Annotated in this window: 21 protein-coding genes; 15 read left to right on the top strand and 6 right to left on the bottom strand. The window is 42.2% G+C overall.

Annotated features, from left to right (window positions below; genetic code table 11):
• Window positions 1-71 precede the first annotated feature (71 nt).
• Window positions 72-2,384: a penicillin-binding protein 1A gene (locus B050_RS0100600; protein WP_018471925.1), complete on the bottom strand. Its 2,313-nt coding sequence runs from the start codon at window positions 2,382-2,384 to the stop codon at window positions 72-74.
• Between the two features lie 7 nt (window positions 2,385-2,391).
• Entirely contained in the window at window positions 2,392-5,025 is a 2,634-nt protein-coding gene (porW, locus tag B050_RS0100595) for a type IX secretion system periplasmic lipoprotein PorW/SprE (protein ID WP_308428712.1), read from the bottom strand.
• Between the two features lie 205 nt (window positions 5,026-5,230).
• Between porW and B050_RS0100590 the strand changes: the two genes are divergently transcribed.
• From B050_RS0100590 to atpG, 10 genes are all read left to right on the top strand, one after another.
• Window positions 5,231-6,109: a M23 family metallopeptidase gene (locus B050_RS0100590; protein ID WP_018471923.1), complete on the top strand. Its 879-nt coding sequence runs from the start codon at window positions 5,231-5,233 to the stop codon at window positions 6,107-6,109.
• A 2-nt stretch (window positions 6,110-6,111) separates the two neighbouring features.
• Window positions 6,112-6,561: a bactofilin family protein gene (locus B050_RS0100585; RefSeq protein ID WP_018471922.1), complete on the top strand. Its 450-nt coding sequence runs from the start codon at window positions 6,112-6,114 to the stop codon at window positions 6,559-6,561.
• Entirely contained in the window at window positions 6,515-6,751 is a 237-nt protein-coding gene (locus B050_RS0100580) for an AtpZ/AtpI family protein (RefSeq protein WP_026235505.1), read from the top strand. The genes B050_RS0100585 and B050_RS0100580 overlap by 47 nt, the downstream gene beginning before the upstream one ends.
• A gap of 352 nt (window positions 6,752-7,103) precedes the next feature.
• A complete protein-coding gene (locus tag B050_RS0100575; protein ID WP_229802432.1) occupies window positions 7,104-7,487 on the top strand; it encodes a hypothetical protein in 384 nt (127 codons plus the stop codon).
• 19 nt (window positions 7,488-7,506) lie between these two features.
• Entirely contained in the window at window positions 7,507-8,535 is a 1,029-nt protein-coding gene (gene atpB / locus B050_RS0100570) for a F0F1 ATP synthase subunit A (RefSeq protein WP_026235504.1), read from the top strand.
• Window positions 8,536-8,569: 34 nt separating this feature from the next.
• Entirely contained in the window at window positions 8,570-8,827 is a 258-nt protein-coding gene (gene atpE / locus B050_RS0100565; protein WP_015264455.1) for an ATP synthase F0 subunit C, read from the top strand.
• 83 nt (window positions 8,828-8,910) lie between these two features.
• Window positions 8,911-9,405: a F0F1 ATP synthase subunit B gene (locus B050_RS0100560; protein ID WP_018471918.1), complete on the top strand. Its 495-nt coding sequence runs from the start codon at window positions 8,911-8,913 to the stop codon at window positions 9,403-9,405.
• Between the two features lie 9 nt (window positions 9,406-9,414).
• Complete coding sequence (atpH, locus tag B050_RS0100555) at window positions 9,415-9,975, top strand: ATP synthase F1 subunit delta (RefSeq protein WP_018471917.1); 561 nt, start codon at window positions 9,415-9,417, stop codon at window positions 9,973-9,975.
• Between the two features lie 34 nt (window positions 9,976-10,009).
• Entirely contained in the window at window positions 10,010-11,587 is a 1,578-nt protein-coding gene (gene atpA, locus B050_RS0100550) for a F0F1 ATP synthase subunit alpha (RefSeq protein WP_018471916.1), read from the top strand.
• A 55-nt stretch (window positions 11,588-11,642) separates the two neighbouring features.
• Window positions 11,643-12,518 carry an ATP synthase F1 subunit gamma gene (atpG, locus tag B050_RS0100545; RefSeq protein ID WP_018471915.1) on the top strand — a complete coding sequence of 292 codons (876 nt, stop codon included), beginning with the start codon at window positions 11,643-11,645 and terminating at the stop codon, window positions 12,516-12,518.
• A 173-nt stretch (window positions 12,519-12,691) separates the two neighbouring features.
• On the opposite strand, the gene lipA is transcribed toward atpG, so the two are convergent.
• Together lipA and B050_RS0100535 are read right to left on the bottom strand one after the other, a co-directional pair.
• The gene (gene lipA / locus B050_RS0100540) at window positions 12,692-13,570 is read right to left on the bottom strand and encodes a lipoyl synthase (protein ID WP_018471914.1); all 879 of its coding nucleotides are present in this window, start codon (window positions 13,568-13,570) and stop codon (window positions 12,692-12,694) included.
• Window positions 13,571-13,629: 59 nt separating this feature from the next.
• A complete protein-coding gene (locus B050_RS0100535) occupies window positions 13,630-14,364 on the bottom strand; it encodes a hypothetical protein (RefSeq protein ID WP_018471913.1) in 735 nt (244 codons plus the stop codon).
• A gap of 68 nt (window positions 14,365-14,432) precedes the next feature.
• On the opposite strand from B050_RS0100535, the gene B050_RS0100530 reads away from it, so the two are divergent.
• From B050_RS0100530 to sdaAA, 5 genes are all read left to right on the top strand, one after another.
• Window positions 14,433-14,837, top strand: a complete 405-nt coding sequence (locus B050_RS0100530; RefSeq protein ID WP_018471912.1) for an OsmC family protein — start codon at window positions 14,433-14,435, stop codon at window positions 14,835-14,837.
• 168 nt (window positions 14,838-15,005) lie between these two features.
• Window positions 15,006-15,554 (top strand): RNA polymerase sigma factor, encoded by a 549-nt coding sequence (locus B050_RS0100525; RefSeq protein ID WP_018471911.1) that lies wholly within the window; start codon window positions 15,006-15,008, stop codon window positions 15,552-15,554.
• The gene (locus B050_RS0100520; RefSeq protein WP_018471910.1) at window positions 15,535-16,920 is read left to right on the top strand and encodes an outer membrane beta-barrel protein; all 1,386 of its coding nucleotides are present in this window, start codon (window positions 15,535-15,537) and stop codon (window positions 16,918-16,920) included. Before B050_RS0100525 ends, B050_RS0100520 begins: the two co-directional genes overlap by 20 nt.
• A gap of 20 nt (window positions 16,921-16,940) precedes the next feature.
• Window positions 16,941-17,897, top strand: coding sequence for an FKBP-type peptidyl-prolyl cis-trans isomerase (locus B050_RS0100515; RefSeq protein ID WP_018471909.1), 957 nt, complete (start codon window positions 16,941-16,943; stop codon window positions 17,895-17,897).
• Between the two features lie 300 nt (window positions 17,898-18,197).
• On the top strand, window positions 18,198-19,097 hold the full coding sequence (gene sdaAA, locus B050_RS0100510; RefSeq protein ID WP_018471908.1) for an L-serine ammonia-lyase, iron-sulfur-dependent, subunit alpha: 900 nt from the start codon (window positions 18,198-18,200) through the stop codon (window positions 19,095-19,097).
• Between the two features lie 80 nt (window positions 19,098-19,177).
• Here sdaAA and B050_RS0100505 read toward each other — a convergent pair whose 3' ends face one another.
• Window positions 19,178-19,636, bottom strand: coding sequence for a hypothetical protein (locus tag B050_RS0100505; protein ID WP_018471907.1), 459 nt, complete (start codon window positions 19,634-19,636; stop codon window positions 19,178-19,180).
• A gap of 3 nt (window positions 19,637-19,639) precedes the next feature.
• Complete coding sequence (locus B050_RS0100500; protein ID WP_018471906.1) at window positions 19,640-20,569, bottom strand: calcium/sodium antiporter; 930 nt, start codon at window positions 20,567-20,569, stop codon at window positions 19,640-19,642.
• Window positions 20,570-20,575: the final 6 nt, after the last annotated feature.

The raw sequence follows: 20,575 nt of genomic DNA, 5'->3' as shown, positions 1-20,575 counted from the left end.
AAAACAAATATAAAAAAAACAGTCCACCGAGATGGACTGTTTTATGTATTGATCAATAAGTTTTTGGCGAATTAAAAATCATTGGTTTGATGATCATAATCAAAATCAGTATAGTCATCCGCTTGGATAGCGTATTCTTCACAATCTAATTCTATGCTGATGGGGCGCTCTGGTTTCCTGAAAGGTCCCCTGGTGATGCCCAAGCTAGGATCATCGTATATTTTGGTCATATATTTTACCCATATCGGTCTCGCCGTTCTCGCTCCCTGACCGCTGATCCAACTCCTAAAGTGAACCGCCCGGTCATCTCCACCTACCCATACGCCAGATACTAAGTCCTTACTAAGTCCCATATACCAGCCATCTGATGCATTCTGAGTCGTTCCGGTTTTGCCGCCTAGCTCATTTCCTTGTCTCAGGTTCATCGGAACTCCCTGACTAGTCCCACCACGTTCCTCAAAACCTCCTTGAAGCATATGTAGCATCAAGTAAGCATCTTGCTCCTTCATGGCAGGGCGCTTTCTAGCTGGGAATTGATGAAGCACGTTGCCGTTTTTATCTTCGATCCTATCGATATAATAGGGCTGTATATGCTCACCTAAGTTCACGAAGGTACTCATTGCTCCCACCATCTCTAAAACGGATACATCACTGGTACCCAAGGCCAAGGCTGGGACCGCATCCAAATCACTCGTAATACCCAGTCGATGGGCCGTTTCTACGACTACCTCCGGACTGATTTGCTTCATCATATAGGCGGTAACAGAGTTTATGGATTGTGCCATGGCTTGACGAATGGTCATTTTTTCATAGGTGAATTTGCCATCAGCATTGCTTGGGCTCCAGGCAGGCTGGCCAGGGATATTGACTTCCACTGGCTGATCCACCACTGTATAGCAAGGGCCATAGCCGTTTTCTATAGCTGCAGCATATACAAATGGCTTGAAGGTGGATCCTGGCTGGCGTTTCCCTTCACGTACGTGGTCGTATTTAAAGAATTTATGGTTGAGGCCACCCACCCATGCTTTGATTTGACCACTCTGTGGATCCATGGATACAAAACCCGCCTGAAGGAAGGTCTTATAATACCTTAAAGAGTCCATGCTGCTCATCAAAGTATCGATTTCCCCTTTTTCCCAGGAGAAAACCTTCATTTGCCTCTTTTCATTTAATTTAATATTTACCGAATCTGAGTTGGCTCCATATTTTTTTACGGCGACTCTATAAGCTTCCGTACGCTTGATCATCGTTTCCAGGAAGTTTGGAATGACACGTCCATTACTGTCTATCCAAGGTTCTCTCCCTCGAAGTTCCTGCACAAACTTTTCCTGCAATTCCTTCATATGTTCCTCTACGGACTCTTCGGCATAGCGCTGCATCCTGCTGTCCACAGTGGTATAGATTCTCAGCCCATCTCCATAAAGGTCATAAGTCTGGCCATCCGCCTTAAGGTTTTCATTGGCCCACTTCTGCAAATCAGCCTTCACTATTTCCCTAAAATACGTGGCGAGCCCTTTATTATGACTGTCCACATTATAGTCCAGCTCTATTGGGAGTGAAGAAAGTGAATCATATTGGGTTTCTGATATGAAATCATACTTAGTCATCTGGCCAAGTACCGTGTTTCGCCTTCTGAGGGCATTGTCAGGGTTATAGACAGGACTATAGAAAGTAGGAGCTTTAAATAAACCTACCAAAACAGCTGACTCCTGAACAGTCAAATCTTTGGGATCCTTATTGAAAAATGTTTTTGAGGCAGTTTTTATCCCATATGCGTTACTTCCAAACTCGGAGGTGTTGAGGTACATGGTAAGGATTTCATCCTTGGTATAAGCCTTTTCCAGCTGGCTGGCCACGATCCATTCCTTGGTTTTGATGATGAGCATCCTAAGCCCGGGCACCCGGCTTAGTGTACCTTGGGAATTTTCTCCTCTGGTCTTAAATAGGTTTTTAGCCGTTTGTTGACTTAAGGTACTTCCCCCACCTGCACTGCTTTGGCCCATCAGGATGGTTTTGAATAATACCCTTGCAAGTCCTTGAGGGTCTATTCCTGAGTGGTCCTCAAATCTGATATCTTCTGTGGCTATAAGCGCATTAATTAGGTTTTTTGAAAGCTCATCATATTTGACTGGCGATCGATTTTCCCGGAAATACTTGCCGAGAAGAACTCCATCCGCTGAATATAGCTCAGAGGCTAGCTCGCTTTCAGGATTTTCCAAGGTTTGGAAGTCAGGAAGGTCCCCGTATAGGCCAAGGAAATTTACACTCACCGACCATACAAATAGCACAAAGCCTAATAGCCCTGCGAAAAAGATCAGCCAGATGGCCTTGATGATTTTTCCGGATAAGGTTCCGGAATTAGTATTGTTTTTCTTATTACTCATGGTTCAATTAATAGAAGGACTTGAAGAAGGCCTTGTATTCGTCTATATCTTTTCTCTTATTCAATTGCTGAAAATTCTGAATTGAAATCACAAAACTACTCTTTTTTGCGTCCTCTGGTAAATCTTGATAGGTAAATTCTTCAAGGAACTTTTGACGATACGCCATGGCCTTCTCGGCATTTGGGAATGGGCTGACCAATAGTATCGTTTGGCTTCTGCTAAATGAGAGGTTTCCTGTCCGTAATCTTGATTCTTTAAAGTTCTTACTATGGAAATTCTCCATTTCAGCGCTTAGGTTTTTGGCTTGAGGGATTTGCTCAGGGTTGATCACTAAGATAAATATGTGCGTTTGATCCATATTTAATTTATAGATCTGCTCTTTTTCCTGAGCGACTGAATCAGCACTCGCCACCGCCGGCACTGTGGGGGCCATACTGGTCGAGTCTGAGGCTGTGCTCACACTATCTGCCTGGCTGATGACTTCCTCCTTCTCGCCAGTCAAAGCTACTAGCATATTTCTTGCCATTTTTGATAGCCCCGGATCTTGGGTGGTTTTGATATAGTCTTCCAGGCTTTCCTGGTATTTAGCCTTCGAGTCGGTCTTCCCTATCAACATGGCTTGCAATAGACGGAGTTTTTCGCTTACCGTACTTAGAGGGTATTGATTTAAGGTTCCATTCACTAAGGAAATCGCCGCTTCATAATCGCCAGCCTGGTACTGAGTATAAGCCTTATCGTAATTTTCTGCCGCCCGCTTATTTGCCGCTAAGCTGCCTGCTGCATCGATTGGGTTATTGACCGACTTGGTGAAGGGAGAGTCGGGGAATTCCTGATTGAGCTTACTGACGTAATATTGGGTGTTGCCACCAGTGCTTTGTTCTATCAGAAACAGAGTATAATAGGCCTCAGGCTTCTTATCGGTATTGGGGAAATCCTGGATAAGGGCATGAAGGTATTCCCTCGCTAGATCTGGCCGGTTTAGATCAAAATAAAGGATCTTACCTAATTCGAAATTCGAGACCTCTATATCATCCCGGAGCTGCTGAACTTGTGTGGCGTCGGTGGGGATTTGACTGAGTAATTCCTCCTTTGTGGGAAGCCCAAGGGATACCTCCTGCGGTTCAGTTTTGACATTAGCACTGTCCACCGGGGTGGTTTTGCTGAGCGTATTAGTGACCTGGTAGCTATTGGTTTTCCTTCTCCAATTATCAGTGAGTGCTCTGCTGCCCCAATTTTTAGAAAAGTCAATTTGCCCTTGTTGAATGGCCACAGGGTTGTCAAAGTAGAAAGAAGAGGCTTGGCCACTGCCTCCAAAAGCGAGAAGATTGTCGAAGATACTTGCCGGTTTTTTCGGGCTATCCTTTGCAGCCTCGGCCATGAGTCGCTTTTCTTCCTTCGCCAGATAGTCCTCCGCAATTTTATTCTGCTCTTCAGGGCTCATTTGGCTCAATCGTAAAAGGCTGTCATTCTGAGTGATTCGTTCATATTGGAAGGCATAGCGGTCCAATACCTCCTTTTTGCCCAGAAGTAGGTTATAATTTATATTCGTTTCATTAAAATATTGTAAAGCGCTGTCCACATAATATTTAGATGCCAGGAAGTCTTCTTTTTGGTCGAAAAATAACTCAGCAAGCTTTTGATAGATATAGCCCTTTTGCTGATCTAGTTTCCCCGTCTCACTCGCCGCTTGATGCAGGAGTCGTATGGCTTCCTCGGTTTCATTTTGTTTCAATTCAAATAATGCCTTTTCATAGAGAATGACATCTTTGAAATCTGTGTTTTTACGGTCAGCATACAGGTTATCATAGTATTCCCGCACTTTTTTGAGATCCTTGGACTTTTCTAGCTCGGCCACTTGCTGGGCATAAAGCTGCGAAAAGAAAGCCAGTTCATAGGGAGGGTTTCCGCTGAGAGCATTTTGGTAATAATCATACGCCTGCGCATCAAAACCCGCTCTCTGGTACCGCTGAGCCAAAATAAAATACAATCGCGACTTCTCCTTTTTGTCAGAAGTTAGTTCGATGCATTTCTCTAAAGAGGCCAAAATTCCGTCGGTCTCCCTTCTAGCTTCATAATAATAGCCTAGGGTTTTAAAGAGTAATTGCTTATTAACCTTACTGATTTCGGCTTCCTTCGAGAGAAAATCGATGACGTAAGAGGCATCATCAAATGATTTAAGATCTACAAATATCCGCAATAATTGGATGAGGGCCTGATGGCGAACGTTATCATCCTTGCTATTGACATTGAGGTATTTGAAGGTATTGATGGCTTCCTCGGTATTGGCTTCGTAATAATCAATCTGGCCAATAAGAAAATAGCTATCATCCACCCACTGCGAAATACGATGATAGTCAATGGCCATGGCGGCTAGTTCCCTGGCCTCCTCAAGTTTATCCATATTACTCTTCATGACCGTGCTGTCGATGGGCGGGAACACGGGGAGCACTTGGGAGTAATCTTCCTGATATGACTGAATAAAATCCAGCTCAGCCTCGCTTATTTTTTCTTTTGCCAGATAATAAGCATTGTATTTTGCCGTGACATTATGGTAAAGACGGTTAGTAAAAGTGTCCTTTTCTGATGAGCAGGATAGGATTAGACCGGCCAGAGCCATCCACAGGTAAATATTTTTTTTCACTATGGGAATAATATGGATCATTTAAGTCCACAAATTAGTGTTTTTGAACCAATAATGTAAACGCTTACGTTTAATCTTGTAATTTTGTGTTTAACCATTTTATGCATATTGGAGGCCCATGTTCTGGAAATGAAAAATAATGGACCTGAGCAATATCGCCATTTGGCTAATTAATAATAGATATTAGGAAGAAAAAAATGTCATTTTGAGCTTAAACCAAAAAATAAGAAACTGGATCGATAATAAATATCTTTTCGTCATCAGGCGGGAGGAGGACTTTTCAGTGATTACCTCTTTAAGTATCAATAAATTTAGGGTGGGATTGATTCTTTTTTTTACCCTCGTATGCTTTTTTATACTTTCTTTAGTGCTTTCGAAGACCCTGCTTGCCAGCTGGTTTGATCCGGCCTATCAGGAGACTGAGAATATGAAGCAGATTTACACCTTGTCTCAGGCGGTAGATTCACTGATGCTGGAGGTGGAAGCAAAGGACTTATATGTAAGTAATATTCAACGCATTATTTCAGGAGATTATGGTTCGGATAGCTCATCCACGATGGGTGCAGCCGTGGACGCTGGCCAAGCAAGGCATTCTCCAAGCAGTGAGGAACTCTACCAAAAAGGGGAGGCAACACAAAGTATCATTGATGAATTTCAAGCAAGCCCTCCGGATGAGGCCAGTTATCAGCGACTCAGCTCCACTTCTTTTACCGAAACTTATTTCTTTAGTCCTATCAAAGGCGTGGTAACTGGAAGTTTTGATCTGGCCAAGGATCACTTGGGTGTGGACCTGGTGGCAGAGGAAAATGAGCCTGTAAAAGCAGTAGCGGAAGGAACGGTGTTTTTTTCGAGTTGGACCCTGGAGACAGGCTACGTCATAGCCATTCAGCATTCCAACGAATTGATTTCAATATATAAGCATAATTCAGTATTATTGAAGACAATTGGTGAATCGGTAAGTGGGGGTGAAGTAATATCGGTAGTGGGTAACACAGGAGAGCAGACTACCGGACAGCACCTTCATTTTGAACTCTGGTACAAAGGGAATCCCCTTAATCCCCAAGAATTTATAACCTTCGATTAAATATGTTTAATAAAGGAGAAGAAAAAAAATCAGTAGCCCAGATGGTGAATTCGAGCAATGTAATTGCCAAAGAAACATCCATAAAAGGGGACATTATCACCGTTGGGAATATCCGTATAGAGGGTAAAGTTGACGGTACCCTAAGCTCTCAGACCAAGATCGTCATCGGAGAATCAGCCTTTCTCAAAGGGAATATTGACACCAAAGAAGCTGAGATAGCAGGACAGGTAGAAGGAGAAATCCGCTGCCATGAGATTTTATTTTTAAAGAAAACTGCGGTGATCCATGGCAATATTCTTACTAAAAAAATAGTGATCGAAAATGGAGCGGTCTTTAATGGGACCTGCAAAATGACTGAAGTGACCACCGAAAGTGTGACACCTAAAAAAGAACTGAAGTTAAAGGATGAAGAAGCAAGAAAACAATCCGGAAAAGAAGTCCTCACCGACTGAGTATCCTGAATATATAAAATATATCGGCCTTGCCTTCCAGATGTTCGCCATTATTGGTGGCGGAACCTATTTGGGGTATATCATTCAGGAGAGAAGTGAAATGAAATTTCCAGTTTGGCTTTTGTTATTCTGCCTGGTAAGTATAGTGATTGCATTTTATAGTATTTTTGTTTCCCTTAAGAAGAAATAATTTTTGAGTCGATATCCTCGATTGCTGCCACAGCTGATAGTTATAGGGTCTTTAGGGTGCTAGGGATGATGATAATGTAGCGGTTGGTAGCTGCTGACGAAGGATGCATTCCCTCGAGAAGATTTAATAGTCTTATTGAAGTAAGGATTATTGAGTCGAAAAGCTTTGGTGAAGACTTAGGTATTTTTGAAACTGGAGTTCTTACCAAATTTTCTTGTATTTTTGCAGATCAAATTCTTATTCCAGCGTGTTTGCTGAAAGGATTCCCGGATAATTCGGGGTTTTTTTGGTAGTTGGGAAGAGGGGAAGGAGAATGGAATGTGGGAAATGCTTCTGTAAAAAAAATAAATTCATGAAAATTCTAAAGTCTCATATTGGGTCATTGATCATTGTGACTGGTGCTATTGTATTGCTTACATTGCTGGTACAGTATTTTCAGCCTGGCTGGATACATTCTCGCATTTGGCAAGTTATCATTTTTTACTTTGGTTTAATGTTATTAAGTGGACAACTTATTCAATTTTTATTAAAGCAGTCAGAAGAAAATTCTGTAGCGATTGTGATGGGCGCAACAATCATAAGGTTTTTAGCGAGCCTTATTTTTATTGCTATTTGCCTTTTTACTGAAATAGACAATAAGATTCTGTTTTTTGCAGATTTTTTTGTGATCTATTTGTTGTACTTGTTGTTTGATATATACAGCTTAATAGCTAACTTGCGCCCTCATTCTAAGTAGGTCTATAATAATTGAGTTGATGTTTCGTAAGATTCTGTGCATAAGCACCTTGCTGTCAGTATTCATGCTGGCCCTTTCAACTGCGACTTTTGCTTCCTCGGAAGTAGAAGGAGGAGAAGAGAACAAAACGGGTTTCATCATGCACCACATTAAGGATTCGCATGAATGGCATTTCGCCACTTTTGGACATACCCATGTCACCCTTCCACTGCCGGTAATTATTTACTCTGCTGATCGTGGGGTGGAAGTGTATTCTTCCACTGATTTCCAGGATCATGAAACGCACGCGTTTGGTGTAGAGCATAATGGCTACTATATCAATGAACATGATAAGCTTCATGCTGTTGATGAGTCTAGATCTTATATAGACCTGTCTATCACCAAGAACGTTGCCATGTTGATTATAGTATTTGTGTTATTGCTTTGGATGATTTTTTCCGCGGTGAGAAACTACAAAAGGAATCCTCATGGGGCGCCGAAAGGCATTGCTTCGATCGTGGAGCCGATGGTATTATTCGTGCGGGATGAGATCGCCAAGCCTAATATCGGGCCTAAGTATAGGAAGTTCACTCCGTATTTACTCACCATATTTTTCTTTATTTTGATGGGTAACCTACTAGGTCTGGTACCGGGAGCGGCCAATTTAACGGGGAATATTGCGGTGACAGCTACTCTAGCGGTATTTACCTTCTTTATGACTAATCTTAATGGGAATAAGGAATACTGGAAGCACGTTGTTGCGACGCCAGGCGTTCCATTACCCCTGCTTTTAGTAATTGTGCCGGTGGAGATCATCGGTTTATTTACCAAGCCATTTGCTTTGATGGTTCGACTTTTCGTTGCCATCACAGCAGGACACATTGTAATCTTAAGTTTCATAGGTTTGATATTCGTATTCGAATCGTATGCTGTTGGGGTAGCCAGTACGGTCATGGTTGTATTTATCAACTTGATTGAAATATTGGTAGCAGCCATTCAGGCTTATGTATTTACCTTGTTCTCTGCCATGTACATCGGACAGGCAGTAGCAGAGCATGATCATCATTAAATTTCTTTGTTCAATTTTATAAATAATAACACGTATGTTAACTTCATTATTGTTGTCTGCTGGCCTAGCACTATTAGGTGCAGGTATTGGTGCTGGTATTGTAGCGATAGGCGCAGGACTTGGTATCGGTAGAATCGGTGGTCAGGCTATGGAAGGTATTGCAAGACAACCTGAAGCAGCTGGTAAAATCCAAACTGCCATGTTGATTATTGCTGCCCTTATTGAAGTGGTATCTCTGTTTGCAGTAGTAGTATGTCTACTTATTGCTCTTAACGAGAACATCACTTTCTAGGAAGTACAAAGAACAGGGATGGGCGCTAGGCTCATCCCTACTTTACTCTATTTGAACAAAAAAAGCATTAAAATTATATACAGATGGATCTTATAATTCCTGGTTCTGGACTTATTATTTGGCAAATTATTGGTTTTGGGATACTTCTTTTTATCCTAGGAAAATTTGCATGGAAGCCTATTTTATCTGCATTGGATGAGCGGGAGACCGCTATCGAAGGCGCTCTCAAAGCTGCTGAAAATGCCAGAAACGAAATGGCCAACCTAAAAGCTGAAAATGAAAAACTGCTTCAGGAAGCTCGTCTCGAGAGAGATCAAATCCTGAAATCAGCCACTGAAACTTCTGCTAAGCTCATCGAAGAAGCGAGGACAGAAGCCTCTAAGGCTGGTGCTAAGTTGATCGAAGATGCGAAAGCGGTAATTGAAACAGAGAAAAAAGCAGCATTGGCGGAAGTGAAAAACCAAGTCGCTACTTTGACCCTGCAGGTGACTGAGAAATTGTTGCGTAAAAATCTTGAAGATGATAAGGCTCAGAAAGAGTTGGTTCAAGAGTTTGTAAAAGATCTAAAGCTAAACTAAGACGATCACATGTCAGTAACTAGAGTCGCTTCACGGTATGCCAAAGCTCTGCTAGGATTAGCAGTAGAACAAGGTGTGCTCAATGAAGTACATCAAGATATGCAGCAACTGCTGAAGGTGGTGAAGGAAAACCGTGACTTTGCACTTTTGCTGAAAAGCCCTATTGTAACCGCCGATGTCAAAGCCAAAATCATCAATCAGATCTTTACTGGTTCTGCTCAGGATTTGACACTTAAGTTTTACAGTATCATCTCCCGTAAAAAGAGAGAAAACCTGTTGGCAGATATTGCAAAGCAATTTTTGGCCATCTATAATGATCATGAAGGTATCCAAAAGGCGGTCGTGACGACCACTTTCCCGATTGGTGATGAGCTCAGAAAAGTCTTTGCTGAGGCTGTAAAAGAAATCTCTGGTAAGCCTAAGGTAGAATTGGTTGAGAAAATCGATAAGGATATTATTGGTGGTTTCGTGTTGAAAGTGGATGACCGTCAGATTGACGATTCATTGAGCAGCAAACTGAAATCACTTAAATTGCACTTCTTGAATAACCAATTCGAGAAGCAGATATAATTCAATACAGGAATAACAATATAACTATAAAAGAATGGCAGAAGTAAGACCTGATGAAGTTTCGGCTATCTTGAGAGAGCAACTCTCTGGTGCCAAAACTGAAGCTGAATTGGAAGAAGTAGGAACTGTCCTACAAGTGGGTGACGGTGTAGCCCGTATCTACGGCCTATCCAAAGCCCAATCTGGTGAGTTGCTTGAGTTCGAAAACGGACTTAAGGCAATGGTGCTTAACCTTGAAGAAGACAATGTTGGTGCAGTATTGTTCGGAGACTCTCAAGGAGTCAAAGAAGGTGATACCGTAAAAAGAACCAAACAAATTGCCTCTATCAAAGCCGGTGAGGGAATGCTAGGCCGAGTGGTAAATACCCTGGGTCATGCTATTGATGGCAAAGGCCCTATCGAAGGTGACTTATATGATATGCCTTTGGAACGTAAAGCTCCAGGTGTAATCTATCGTCAGCCAGTAAATGAACCACTTCAGACAGGTATCAAGTCTATTGATGCCATGATTCCGATCGGTAGAGGACAGCGTGAGCTGATCATTGGTGACCGTCAGACGGGTAAGACCGCTGTAGCCATCGATACCATCCTTAACCAAAAGGAGTTTTACGAAAAAGGTGAGCCTGTATTCTGTATCTATGTAGCCATTGGCCAGAAGGCCTCTACTGTGGCAGGTGTAGTCGCTGCTCTCGAAAAAGGCGGTGCCCTTCCTTATACTGTTATTGTAGCTGCTCCAGCATCTGAGCCTGCTCCTATGCAGTTCTTTGCTCCATTTACTGGTGCTGCTATCGGGGAATTCTTCCGTGATACTGGTCGTCCTGCCTTGGTGGTTTATGATGACCTTTCCAAGCAAGCCGTTGCCTATAGAGAAGTTTCCCTTCTTCTAAGAAGACCTCCAGGACGTGAAGCATATCCTGGTGATGTATTCTACCTTCACTCCAGACTATTGGAAAGAGCCGCTAAGGTGAATTCTTCTGATGCGATCGCAAAAGAAATGAATGACCTTCCTGAGTCTCTTAAGCCTTTGGTTAAAGGTGGTGGATCTCTTACCGCACTGCCTATCATCGAAACTCAGGCAGGTGACGTTTCTGCCTATATCCCTACCAATGTGATCTCCATCACTGACGGTCAGATATTCCTGGAAACTAACCTCTTCAACTCAGGTATTCGTCCTGCGATTAACGTAGGTATCTCTGTATCCCGAGTAGGTGGTAATGCGCAGATTAAATCCATGAAAAAGGTATCTGGTACCTTGAAGCTTGATCAAGCTCAATTCCGTGAATTGGAAGCTTTTGCCAAGTTTGGATCTGATCTGGATGCAACTACCAAGAGAACCATCGAAAGAGGTCGTAGAAACCAAGAAATCCTTAAGCAAGCTCAGTACTCTCCTGTAAAGGTAGAGCTGCAGACCGCTATCATCTATGCTTCCACTAAGGGTCTTATGGATGAGGTGCCTGTTTCACAAGCTAGAGCTTTTGAAAAAGATTTCTATACCCTGCTTACTACTCAGTACCAAGATGCTCTTACAGCTATAGCTAAAGGTGATTTGGATACTGCTGGTAAATTGCTAGAGAAAGCAGCTAAAGAATTGACACCTAAGTACGCAAAATAATTAATTTCCTCACCTTCCATTAAGGAGGGTGAGGCTCTTATTCTCTATTTATAACATGGCTAACCTAAAGGAAGTAAAAGAAAGGATCAACTCTGTAGTTTCTACGCAGCAAATCACCAAAGCAATGAAAATGGTGGCTGCAGCCAAACTAAGAAGAGCTCAGGACAAAATCGTCCAGATGCGCCCTTATTCTCAGAAATTAACTGCCATTCTTAATAACGTTTCTGCTGGGAGTGAAGGAAGCAGTGATCTGGTTTATTCAGAAAAAAGAGAAATCAATAATGTGTTGATTGTCCCTGTTACTTCTGATAAAGGCTTATGTGGTGCCTTTAATACAAACGTCATTAAGGCTACCATGGCTGCTATCAATACTGAATATGCAGGGAAAAATGTCTCTATTCTACCATTAGGTAAAAAAGCTTTTGAGACCTTCCAAAAAAGAGATTTTCCCGTAATAGGGGATTATTATAAGGTATTCCTGGACCTAAACTTTGACCATGTCAAAGATGCAGCCGAATATGCCATGGATGGATTTGTAAACGGTACCTACGATAAAGTAGTCCTCGTTTATAATGAATTTAAAAACGTGGCCACTCAGGTGGTTCGGAATGAGCAGTTCCTCCCTATGGAAAAGGAAACTGAATCAGTGGAGCCTTCTGCTACCAATGTGGATTATATCATGGAACCTTCCAGAGAATATATTATCCAGGAATTGGTGCCTACTTCCCTGAAAATTCAATTCTATAAAGCGGTACTTGAAAGTAATGCTTCTGAGCATGGCGCCAGAATGACTGCCATGGAGAAAGCTACAGAAAATGCCGGCGAACTCCTGAAAGAGCTTAGACTGCTATATAACAGATCTCGTCAGGCAGCCATTACGAATGAAATTCTCGAGATTGTGGCTGGTGCAGAAGCACTTGGTGGCAATTAAGACTTACTGACTCTAAGAGTCCTATATTAAAACTCATCCTTCAAAAGATGAGTTTTTTTTGTGCCTATATTTTTCCAGTTTTAGACCCTTCTTATTCGGGAAAAAATGAATGAATCCCCATAAAAAAAGGCTTGGTTAGTGATAACCAAGTCTTTTTTTTAATAAGTTATTTATTATACATTCACATGCCTTTCCGCATGGTATGAAGATCTTACCAGTGGGCCTGATTCCACGTATTTTAACCCTCTTTTTAGTCCCTCTTCTCTATAATGATCAAACAGATCAGGATGGATAAATTCTGCTACCTCAATATGCATTTTGGTAGGCTGGAGGTATTGTCCTAGCGTAAGAATGTCACAACCATGGGCTGCCAGGTCATCCATTGCTTTATAAACTTCCTCTTTTTTCTCTCCAAGACCGAGCATGATACCGGTCTTAGTCCTTTTACCATACTCCTTAGTCAGCTTAATTTGCTCCAGCGATCGTTGGTATTTGGCTTGAGGTCTGACTCTTCTATAGAGGCTTTCCACTGTTTCCATATTATGAGAAACCACTTCCTGACCTCCATCGATCATCCTATATAGCGCATCCCAGGAAGATTTCACATCTGGGATTAAGGTTTCAATGGTGGTCTCCGGGGAGAGTTTCTTGGTCTCAATCACGGTTTGGTACCAAATCTCTGCCCCACGATCTTTTAGTTCATCACGGTTTACAGAGGTGAGTACGGCGTGTTTTACTCCCATCAGTTGGATCGCCTCTGCCACTCTCCTAGGTTCGTCCAGATCATATTCTGGCGGACGGCCTGTAGCCACCGCACAGAAGGAGCAAGATCTAGTGCATACATTGCCTAAGATCATAAAGGTGGCGGTACCGGCACCCCAGCATTCCCCCATATTTGGACAGTTACCACTTTCACAGATGGTATGTAATTTATGTTGATCCACAAGCTTCCGGACTTTGGCGTACTCTTTCCCAACGGGAAGTTTTACACGAAGCCAGTCTGGTTTTTTTCGCTTTTTGGATTCTTCGGATATTACGGGTAGTTCTATCATCTCAATTGCTTATCGTATCGCAAAATTAAGGTTTTGCACGAGCAAAACCAATTTACTGGTCATTTCCTGAAGCCATAGAATAGGGTAAAGTAAACCGATTGAAATATTTGCTTGTTTTCGGTGGTGGGCATCAGGACGATTTCTTTAGTAAAACCCTCTAATTCATAGCCTAGTTCCAATCCGCTTACATTTGATTTGAATAATCCAAACTCAAAGGTTAAGGCCGCTTTGGCATTTGCGCCAAGGGCAAAATCAGATTCTCCTAATCCTTCAAACAACCTTCCTGGGCCCATAATATAATTCATTGACTGGTGAATGTCAGGATCATATTGTGCTCTACTGCTTTCGGAGCTGGATGCGGCATATTCTATATAGTAAGGGGCTATTATCCCTAATGAAGGACCAATGGCCGTGAGTACAGATACCTGAACCCCTTTCTGAGGCGCCTTACTGTATAATATCAATTCCCGACCATACTGTGGTCGGATGCTATAGAGATAATTGGATTTACCATAAATGAAGCTATTTCCAAGGTAGGTGCTGTACCGAGCTTCTTTTGGATTCTTTACGTTTGCGAGCTCCAAGGAGAAAAATTGAAAAGTGTTTTCGGTGATTCTCGACCCTAACTTTAGGTATAAGCCTCCTATAAGGCCTCCAATAGAGTTTTTATTGATCCCAAAAAATACTTCTTTATCATAATCGTAATTCCCCGCCTCTCTGCCTTGCCCCATTACGATGAGTGGAAAGATAAAAATGAGTAAGACGGATGTTAGATATTTTGCTCCTTTTTTCATATATGGTAAGGAATTTAACGCTAATTTTGTCGTTAATGTTAGTAAATTACAAATAAAAATAAAGGTTTATGCCTACTATTAAAAGTACCTACCTGAGAAATCTTCGAACTGAGGCGGTTCACCTTCAGTCAAACTCTAAAATAATAACGGATGCACCTGTCGATAATAATGGCAAGGGTGAGGCATTTTCACCTACTGACCTGGTCGCAGCAGCCTTAGGAAGCTGTATGGTGACGATTATGGGCATCGTAGCCGATCGTGATGGAATAGAATTGGAAGGCCTAAGCTGGGAAGTCACTAAAGTAATGGAAAGTCAGCCAAGAAAAATTAAAGAAATTATTGTTGAATTCTTTTGGGAAAATCCTTTAGAGGACGAGAAATTTCGACAAAAATTAAAAAATGCAGCCAAAACCTGCCCTGTAGCACTGAGTCTTGATCCGGCTATTAATCAAGTGCTGAAATTTAATTTTTAATTTTTCTTAAGCTACTGCATTGACAGCTATTTTCCCTGGACTATTTCCTTTTGGACCTGACTGAAAGGAAATAGTCCAGCAATTAGTTTTATTTTTTTTTATCGTTTGTAGCGTTTTTTTTACTCTTACCGTCTAGACGAAAAGCAATACATAATAAAGCCCATTCATTTGGACCAGTATCTTATCAAAGAAGCAAAAAGTGGTAGCCCCAAAGCCTTTGAAATGCTGTATAAGCATTACTATGGCTATGCTATGAGCATTTCGCTAAGATACTCCAATTCCCGCGAGGAAGCCTGTGAAATTGTTAATGACAGTTTTATGAAAGCTTTTGACCGTATGAATCAATATAATGAGGGCAGTTCTTTCAAAGCTTGGTTTCGTAGGATTCTGATCAATACTTCCATTGATTATTACCGTAAAAATGTCAAGCATTATGCGGTTATGGAAATAGAAAAGGCTCATGCAGAGACCTTGGATCCCAATATTATCGATGAGCTATCCAGAGATGATATCATGGGAGCCATGAGAGAACTTCCAGAGGTGATGCGAATCATCTTTAATATGTATGAGATCGAGGGATTTAGTCATAAAGAAATTGGAGAAACACTCGATATTCCGGCAAGTACCTGTCGTACTTATTTGGCTAGAGCCAAGCAGAGACTAAGAGAAAAAATAATAGAGTTAAATAAAATAAAAGATGAAGGAGCAATTCGATAAACGGCTGGTGGAGAAGATCAGGGACTCCTTCGCAGAATATGAGGAGCCCTTTGACCCGCAAGAGTGGGATAAGTTTTCCCAGGTATATTTTAATAAACCAACTAAGAAACGTTGGGCTGTATGGCCATATCTGGCTTCTGGAATTGCCGCGGCCGTGATTTTAGCTTTGGTTTTCTTTCCATACGAAAAAGAAATCGAACAAGGTGTCTCGACCTTTAAGGGGACCATAGCTAATAAAAGCAAGGATATCGAGGAACTCCTGAAGGCCCCAATAGATTCCTCCAAGGAGGATACAGGGCCGCAACTGGCAGAGGCCAAACCAGTTATTCAATCTTCCAATAGTATTGAAATTATGGCTGTTCCTGAGACGCTATCAATTCAGCCAAGAACAGATAGTGATGCATTGGAATCCCTGCCAAGGATGGATTCCTACGATGAGGCTATGATTGCCGACTATTTAGGTGAGGTTGCTATTCTAGGGGAGTCTCCAAGCTCAAAAGCTGCTCCTGGCCAAGTAAATCGTCAATCCCTAGCCACTAATCAAAGTTTGAAATCCAGCATGATGGCATCCGAGCAAGCTGTAATGGATGAGCAGCAGGCTAAAGAATACCTTGATCAATGGAAAGGCGACACAGGCACTGGCGCTGAGAAAAATACCGCAAGTATAATGAATCAATCCGATAAATCTGAAGATATGCCATTCAGGTTAGGGATCATAGGCGGTCCCCAGACCGTCGCTAACTCAGAATCGGGCATGCAGTTTAATGGAGGACTCGTATCAGAATTTTCCTTTAGTAAGCGATTGAAGCTTGATGTTGGAGTGACTTATGCACAGCAGCAGAATATCCACAGTGACAGTCCCGCGGAGCTTCCCGAATCGATGACTGTACGTTCAGATTTCAATAGCCTTGGTGTAGGGTTTACGAATAACTATTTAGGATCTGATTATACTTTCCGGTATTCTAGCTTGGATATCCCCATCAATTTGAAATATAAGTTGGTCGATAAATCACGTGCGGATTTCTTTCTGATCACAGGCCTGTCGAGTATGATCTACCTCAATCAGACAGGAACGGAAACTTTCTCTGTGGACTCTAGATTTTCTACCAGTGCTACCGGTAGTTTGATTAGTGCCCAATCGGTGCAGACCTATAGTGAAGAATATAAACCAGAAGATGGACAATCTAATGTGGACCTAGGAAAGATGCTAAACCTGTCCTTTGGCTATGAATATAGCCTAACCAATGGCACCTTCCTATCCATAGAGCCGTATTATAAATTACCTCTAGGAAATATGACTTTCACCAACCAGCAATTCTCGGTGGGAGGAGTCAACTTGAGGATGAATTTTCAATTTAAAAAATAGCAAAAATAAACTTTACCAACATGAACAGAATTTTAGTAGCAGTCTCTGCGGTGACTTTGGGTGTGATGATGACTTCTTGTCTAAATGATGAGCCCACGGAATATGAAAAGCAAGTAACACGAGATGATAAGGCCTTAGAGGTTTATATCTCTGAAAAGGGAATTGAAGCCGAAAAAACCATCTCAGGCTATTATTATACCCGGGATGTGGATGTAGAAGATGGTGTGAAAATCAAAGATGAGGACATCGTAGGGATCTATTATGAAATGGAAACCCTCGAGGGAGCATTCATCGGTGAGCATACCATGGAAGATGGGGATCCGGTGCTATTTAGGTATGATGTGGGAGCACAGACCCTAGCCCCTATAGCCATGAATTTGTCAGTAGGTTTAGCAGAGGTCGGGGAGACCTTGACTCTTTATGTTCCTTCTTATGTAGGTTTTTCGGATTATGGATATGGTACTCTGATTCCTCCTTATAGCCATTTGAAAATTAAAGTGACTTTTGCCAAGATATATTCTAAAGATGAAGTAGCGGCAATGGAGGACAATATGATTCAGGAATACCTGATAGAGAATGATCTTGAGGGATTCACCAAAATGGAGAAGGATGTATATGTAAAGGTCATTGATCAAGGAGATACAGATACCGAAAAGTCTAAAAACGGAAATACCGTTAGCTTTACTTATGGAATGTACGAGCTAGGTGCAACGGATCCATTTGCGAAGTCTTCCGCTAGTGTTCCCACTACATTAGGAGTTAAAGATAACTTAGGCTTTGTGGATGTAGGACTAAATAACCTTCATAATAAAGCAAAAATTCAAGTGATCTCTCCCTCCTCTGCAGCCTATACCAATTTGGCTCGAGTATTACCGCAGTCAATTAGAAATGATTATTTCCAAAAAGGATATTTGAATGTTCAGCTGAATCCGTTCCAACCAATATTCTTTGATGCTGAAATTACAGGAATTAAATAATAGTGTTAGGTGTTAGATTTAATATCAAAAAACCTCTTCCAATTCTTGGGAGGGGTTTTTTTATGCCTTGGCTCAATTGATTAGTTTATGCCAGCCTTTCAGTCTTGAAGGTTATTTTTCTTTCACTACCACCTCTTATTTTTGTAAGTGATTCTTATCTATCGCTGGATTTTTCACTCTGCGATTCGATTGATTTTTGAAAGATTTCGGGAATAACTATCGCTGAAAATCAGCGCTGGATTTTTCTTGATAGTCAGATTTACTTTTTACATTTACATGAAGTGTAAACCCGGATACGATATGAGTTATTTATTTGAAAGTTTCTCAGGTTGGAAGACCTATAGTGAGGAAAATGGCATGCGGCTCCACGAGGTGGTGCTAGAGTACGAGGTTGATCAACGAGGACATAGCGAGAAAGAGATATGGGCTCACCTGCAGAATGCCTATTCCGTCATGAAAGAGGCGGTAGATATAGGCTTGAATGAAGACATGAATTCCCGCTCGGGAATGATAAATAATGGCGCTAAGAAGGTGTATCGTCATCCCTTAGCCGTTTTATCGGTTGATTTCCAGCGCTTGATAGCTCGGGCCTTAGCGGCCAAGGAAGTGAACAGCTGCATGGGGAGAGTGGTGGCAGCACCTACAGCTGGAGCTTCAGGGATATTACCGGGGACATTGTACACGCTTCAGGAGATTCACCAGTTAGAGGATGAGCTTATCCTAGAGGGTTTGTTATTAGGTGCTGGTATAGCTTTGATTATAGAGCAGAAGGCAAGCTTAGCGGGTGCTGTGGGAGGCTGTCAGGCTGAGACGGGCTCAGCTGCTGCGATGGCTTCAGGCGCTATGGTGTATTGCCTTGGAGGCTCCACAGACCAGGTGTTCAATGCGGTGGCGATCACCATTCAGTGTATGCTCGGCTTGGTCTGCGATCCAGTGGCTGGTCTGGTAGAGGTACCTTGCGTGGTGAGGAATGCCAGCGCTGCCGCTATTGCTAATAGTTCAGCGCAAATCGCTTTAGCGGATGTCGATGCCGTCATTCCAGTGGATGAATGTATAGACGCTATGGGCGAAATTGGCGCCAGCATGGAAAACAAATATAAAGAAACGGCCCTTGGAGGCTTAGCTGCGACGATTACTGGTCAGAAGATTGCTAAGAAAGTGTTGATCCGGGATATTGATATTATGCCGGATGAAGACTGATCAATTCTTGAAACTGACTTTTGTCTCTGATCATATGGGGTTAAGGTGCAGTAGCTAAATAGGGACTTGATCTTCGGGGTTTAGACAATGAGATTTTTAAGGAAGGGGATTTCCAATATTTGATGGATAAACATGCCCTGGATAAAAGCCCAACATACGGCACTAATAAACATATAAAGGAAAATCTTATTTCTCTTTACCCCAAAAGAAGCTAAAAGGATGGTCCCACCTATGGGGGTAAGGAATAGCGGGGTAATGGCTGCGACGCCTATCGCCCCAAATTTTTGCCAAACCTTCACGATGATTCTTGTTTTTTTGCTAAAGCGCTTTGGGTTTTTCCGCACCTTGATGGTCCAGACTGATTTGATCCATTCTCCGAGATAGGCAAAGACTATCACGCTGGTCATCATGCCAGATACGGTGACAATGACAATCTCCAGGATGGAATAGTTTGCGGCATTTCCAAGGAGTGGTCCTCCCAGGAACTTGAATAAGCAAACGGTATAAATGGCCAGGAACTGTAATATATACTCAATCATAATCTATAGCAGAGCGATGAGATAAAGTCCATACAAGGCGATCAATAAGCCTCCTTCCCAGCGTCCGATTTTAAAACCAGTTCGCATAATCGGGAATAAAAGGGCGGTGAACCCCATCATCCATAAGAAATCCGAGGATAGGAAGAGTTGACTTACATTCATGGGATGTATAATAGCAGTAACGCCAATGATGGAGAGAATGTTCTGCAAGTTACTCCCTAATATATTACCTAAAGCAATATCTGTTTCTTTCTTCAAAGCGGCTAGGATGGACGTCGTAAGCTCCGGCAGACTGGTGCCGATAGCGATGATAGTCACTCCGATGATCCTTTCGCTGATTCCATATTGTTGGGCTATGGTGATGGCGTTGTTTACCAATAGCTCTGAGCCATAGTAAAGGCCTACAATCCCTAGCAAAATCAAGCCTATGGCCTTCCATAGAGGCTGGTTGCCGGCTTTTTTTATTTCTTCCTCACCAGATTCCTCACTGTTGTTTTGGGATTTACGGATGAGAATCCAGTTGGCAATGACGAGCAATACCAAAAGGAATATTCCATCCCAAAGGCTAATTAGCCCGTCTAGGGCCAGTAGGAAAAACAATATGCTAGAGGCAAGGGTGAAGCTATAGTCCCATTTGAGGATATTGCGGTTAATACTGATGGGATATAGTATGGCCGCACTTCCTAATACCAGTGTAATATTGGAGATGTTGGAGCCCACCACATTTCCGATTGCGATGTCACTGGTGCCTTTTAGTGCCGCGGTAATGCTAACTAATAGTTCTGGGGCTGAAGTGCCAAATGCCACAATGGTTAAGCCTATAAGCCCGGGGCTCATGCCGAGTTTCACAGCAATGGCAGACGCTCCATCCACGAGGGTTTTTCCTCCGATCAGGAGGATGATAAAACCTATAATTAAAAATAAATAGATCAAGTTGGC

Origin of the sequence: Echinicola pacifica DSM 19836, from assembly GCF_000373245.1 — a bacterium.
In the GTDB taxonomy this organism is placed as follows: Bacteria; Bacteroidota; Bacteroidia; order Cytophagales; family Cyclobacteriaceae; genus Echinicola; species Echinicola pacifica.
This window is presented reverse-complemented; position numbering and strand designations above follow the sequence as displayed.

Excerpts from the sequence above, each read along its gene's own strand:
- atpB (WP_026235504.1), top strand. The coding sequence starts at position 7,507 with ATGTTTCGTAAGATTCTGTGCATAAGCACCTTGCTGTCAGTATTCATG.
- B050_RS0100600 (WP_018471925.1), bottom strand. The coding sequence starts at position 2,384 with ATGAGTAATAAGAAAAACAATACTAATTCCGGAACCTTATCCGGAAAA.
- B050_RS0100580 (WP_026235505.1), top strand. The coding sequence starts at position 6,515 with ATGAAGAAGCAAGAAAACAATCCGGAAAAGAAGTCCTCACCGACTGAG.
- atpA (WP_018471916.1), top strand. The coding sequence starts at position 10,010 with ATGGCAGAAGTAAGACCTGATGAAGTTTCGGCTATCTTGAGAGAGCAA.
- atpE (WP_015264455.1), top strand. The coding sequence starts at position 8,570 with ATGTTAACTTCATTATTGTTGTCTGCTGGCCTAGCACTATTAGGTGCA.
- B050_RS0100560 (WP_018471918.1), top strand. The coding sequence starts at position 8,911 with ATGGATCTTATAATTCCTGGTTCTGGACTTATTATTTGGCAAATTATT.
- atpG (WP_018471915.1), top strand. The coding sequence starts at position 11,643 with ATGGCTAACCTAAAGGAAGTAAAAGAAAGGATCAACTCTGTAGTTTCT.
- B050_RS0100515 (WP_018471909.1), top strand. The coding sequence starts at position 16,941 with ATGAACAGAATTTTAGTAGCAGTCTCTGCGGTGACTTTGGGTGTGATG.
- B050_RS0100575 (WP_229802432.1), top strand. The coding sequence starts at position 7,104 with ATGAAAATTCTAAAGTCTCATATTGGGTCATTGATCATTGTGACTGGT.
- B050_RS0100585 (WP_018471922.1), top strand. The coding sequence starts at position 6,112 with ATGTTTAATAAAGGAGAAGAAAAAAAATCAGTAGCCCAGATGGTGAAT.
- B050_RS0100520 (WP_018471910.1), top strand. The coding sequence starts at position 15,535 with ATGAAGGAGCAATTCGATAAACGGCTGGTGGAGAAGATCAGGGACTCC.
- B050_RS0100530 (WP_018471912.1), top strand. The coding sequence starts at position 14,433 with ATGCCTACTATTAAAAGTACCTACCTGAGAAATCTTCGAACTGAGGCG.
- lipA (WP_018471914.1), bottom strand. The coding sequence starts at position 13,570 with ATGATAGAACTACCCGTAATATCCGAAGAATCCAAAAAGCGAAAAAAA.
- sdaAA (WP_018471908.1), top strand. The coding sequence starts at position 18,198 with ATGAGTTATTTATTTGAAAGTTTCTCAGGTTGGAAGACCTATAGTGAG.
- B050_RS0100505 (WP_018471907.1), bottom strand. The coding sequence starts at position 19,636 with ATGATTGAGTATATATTACAGTTCCTGGCCATTTATACCGTTTGCTTA.
- B050_RS0100535 (WP_018471913.1), bottom strand. The coding sequence starts at position 14,364 with ATGAAAAAAGGAGCAAAATATCTAACATCCGTCTTACTCATTTTTATC.
- atpH (WP_018471917.1), top strand. The coding sequence starts at position 9,415 with ATGTCAGTAACTAGAGTCGCTTCACGGTATGCCAAAGCTCTGCTAGGA.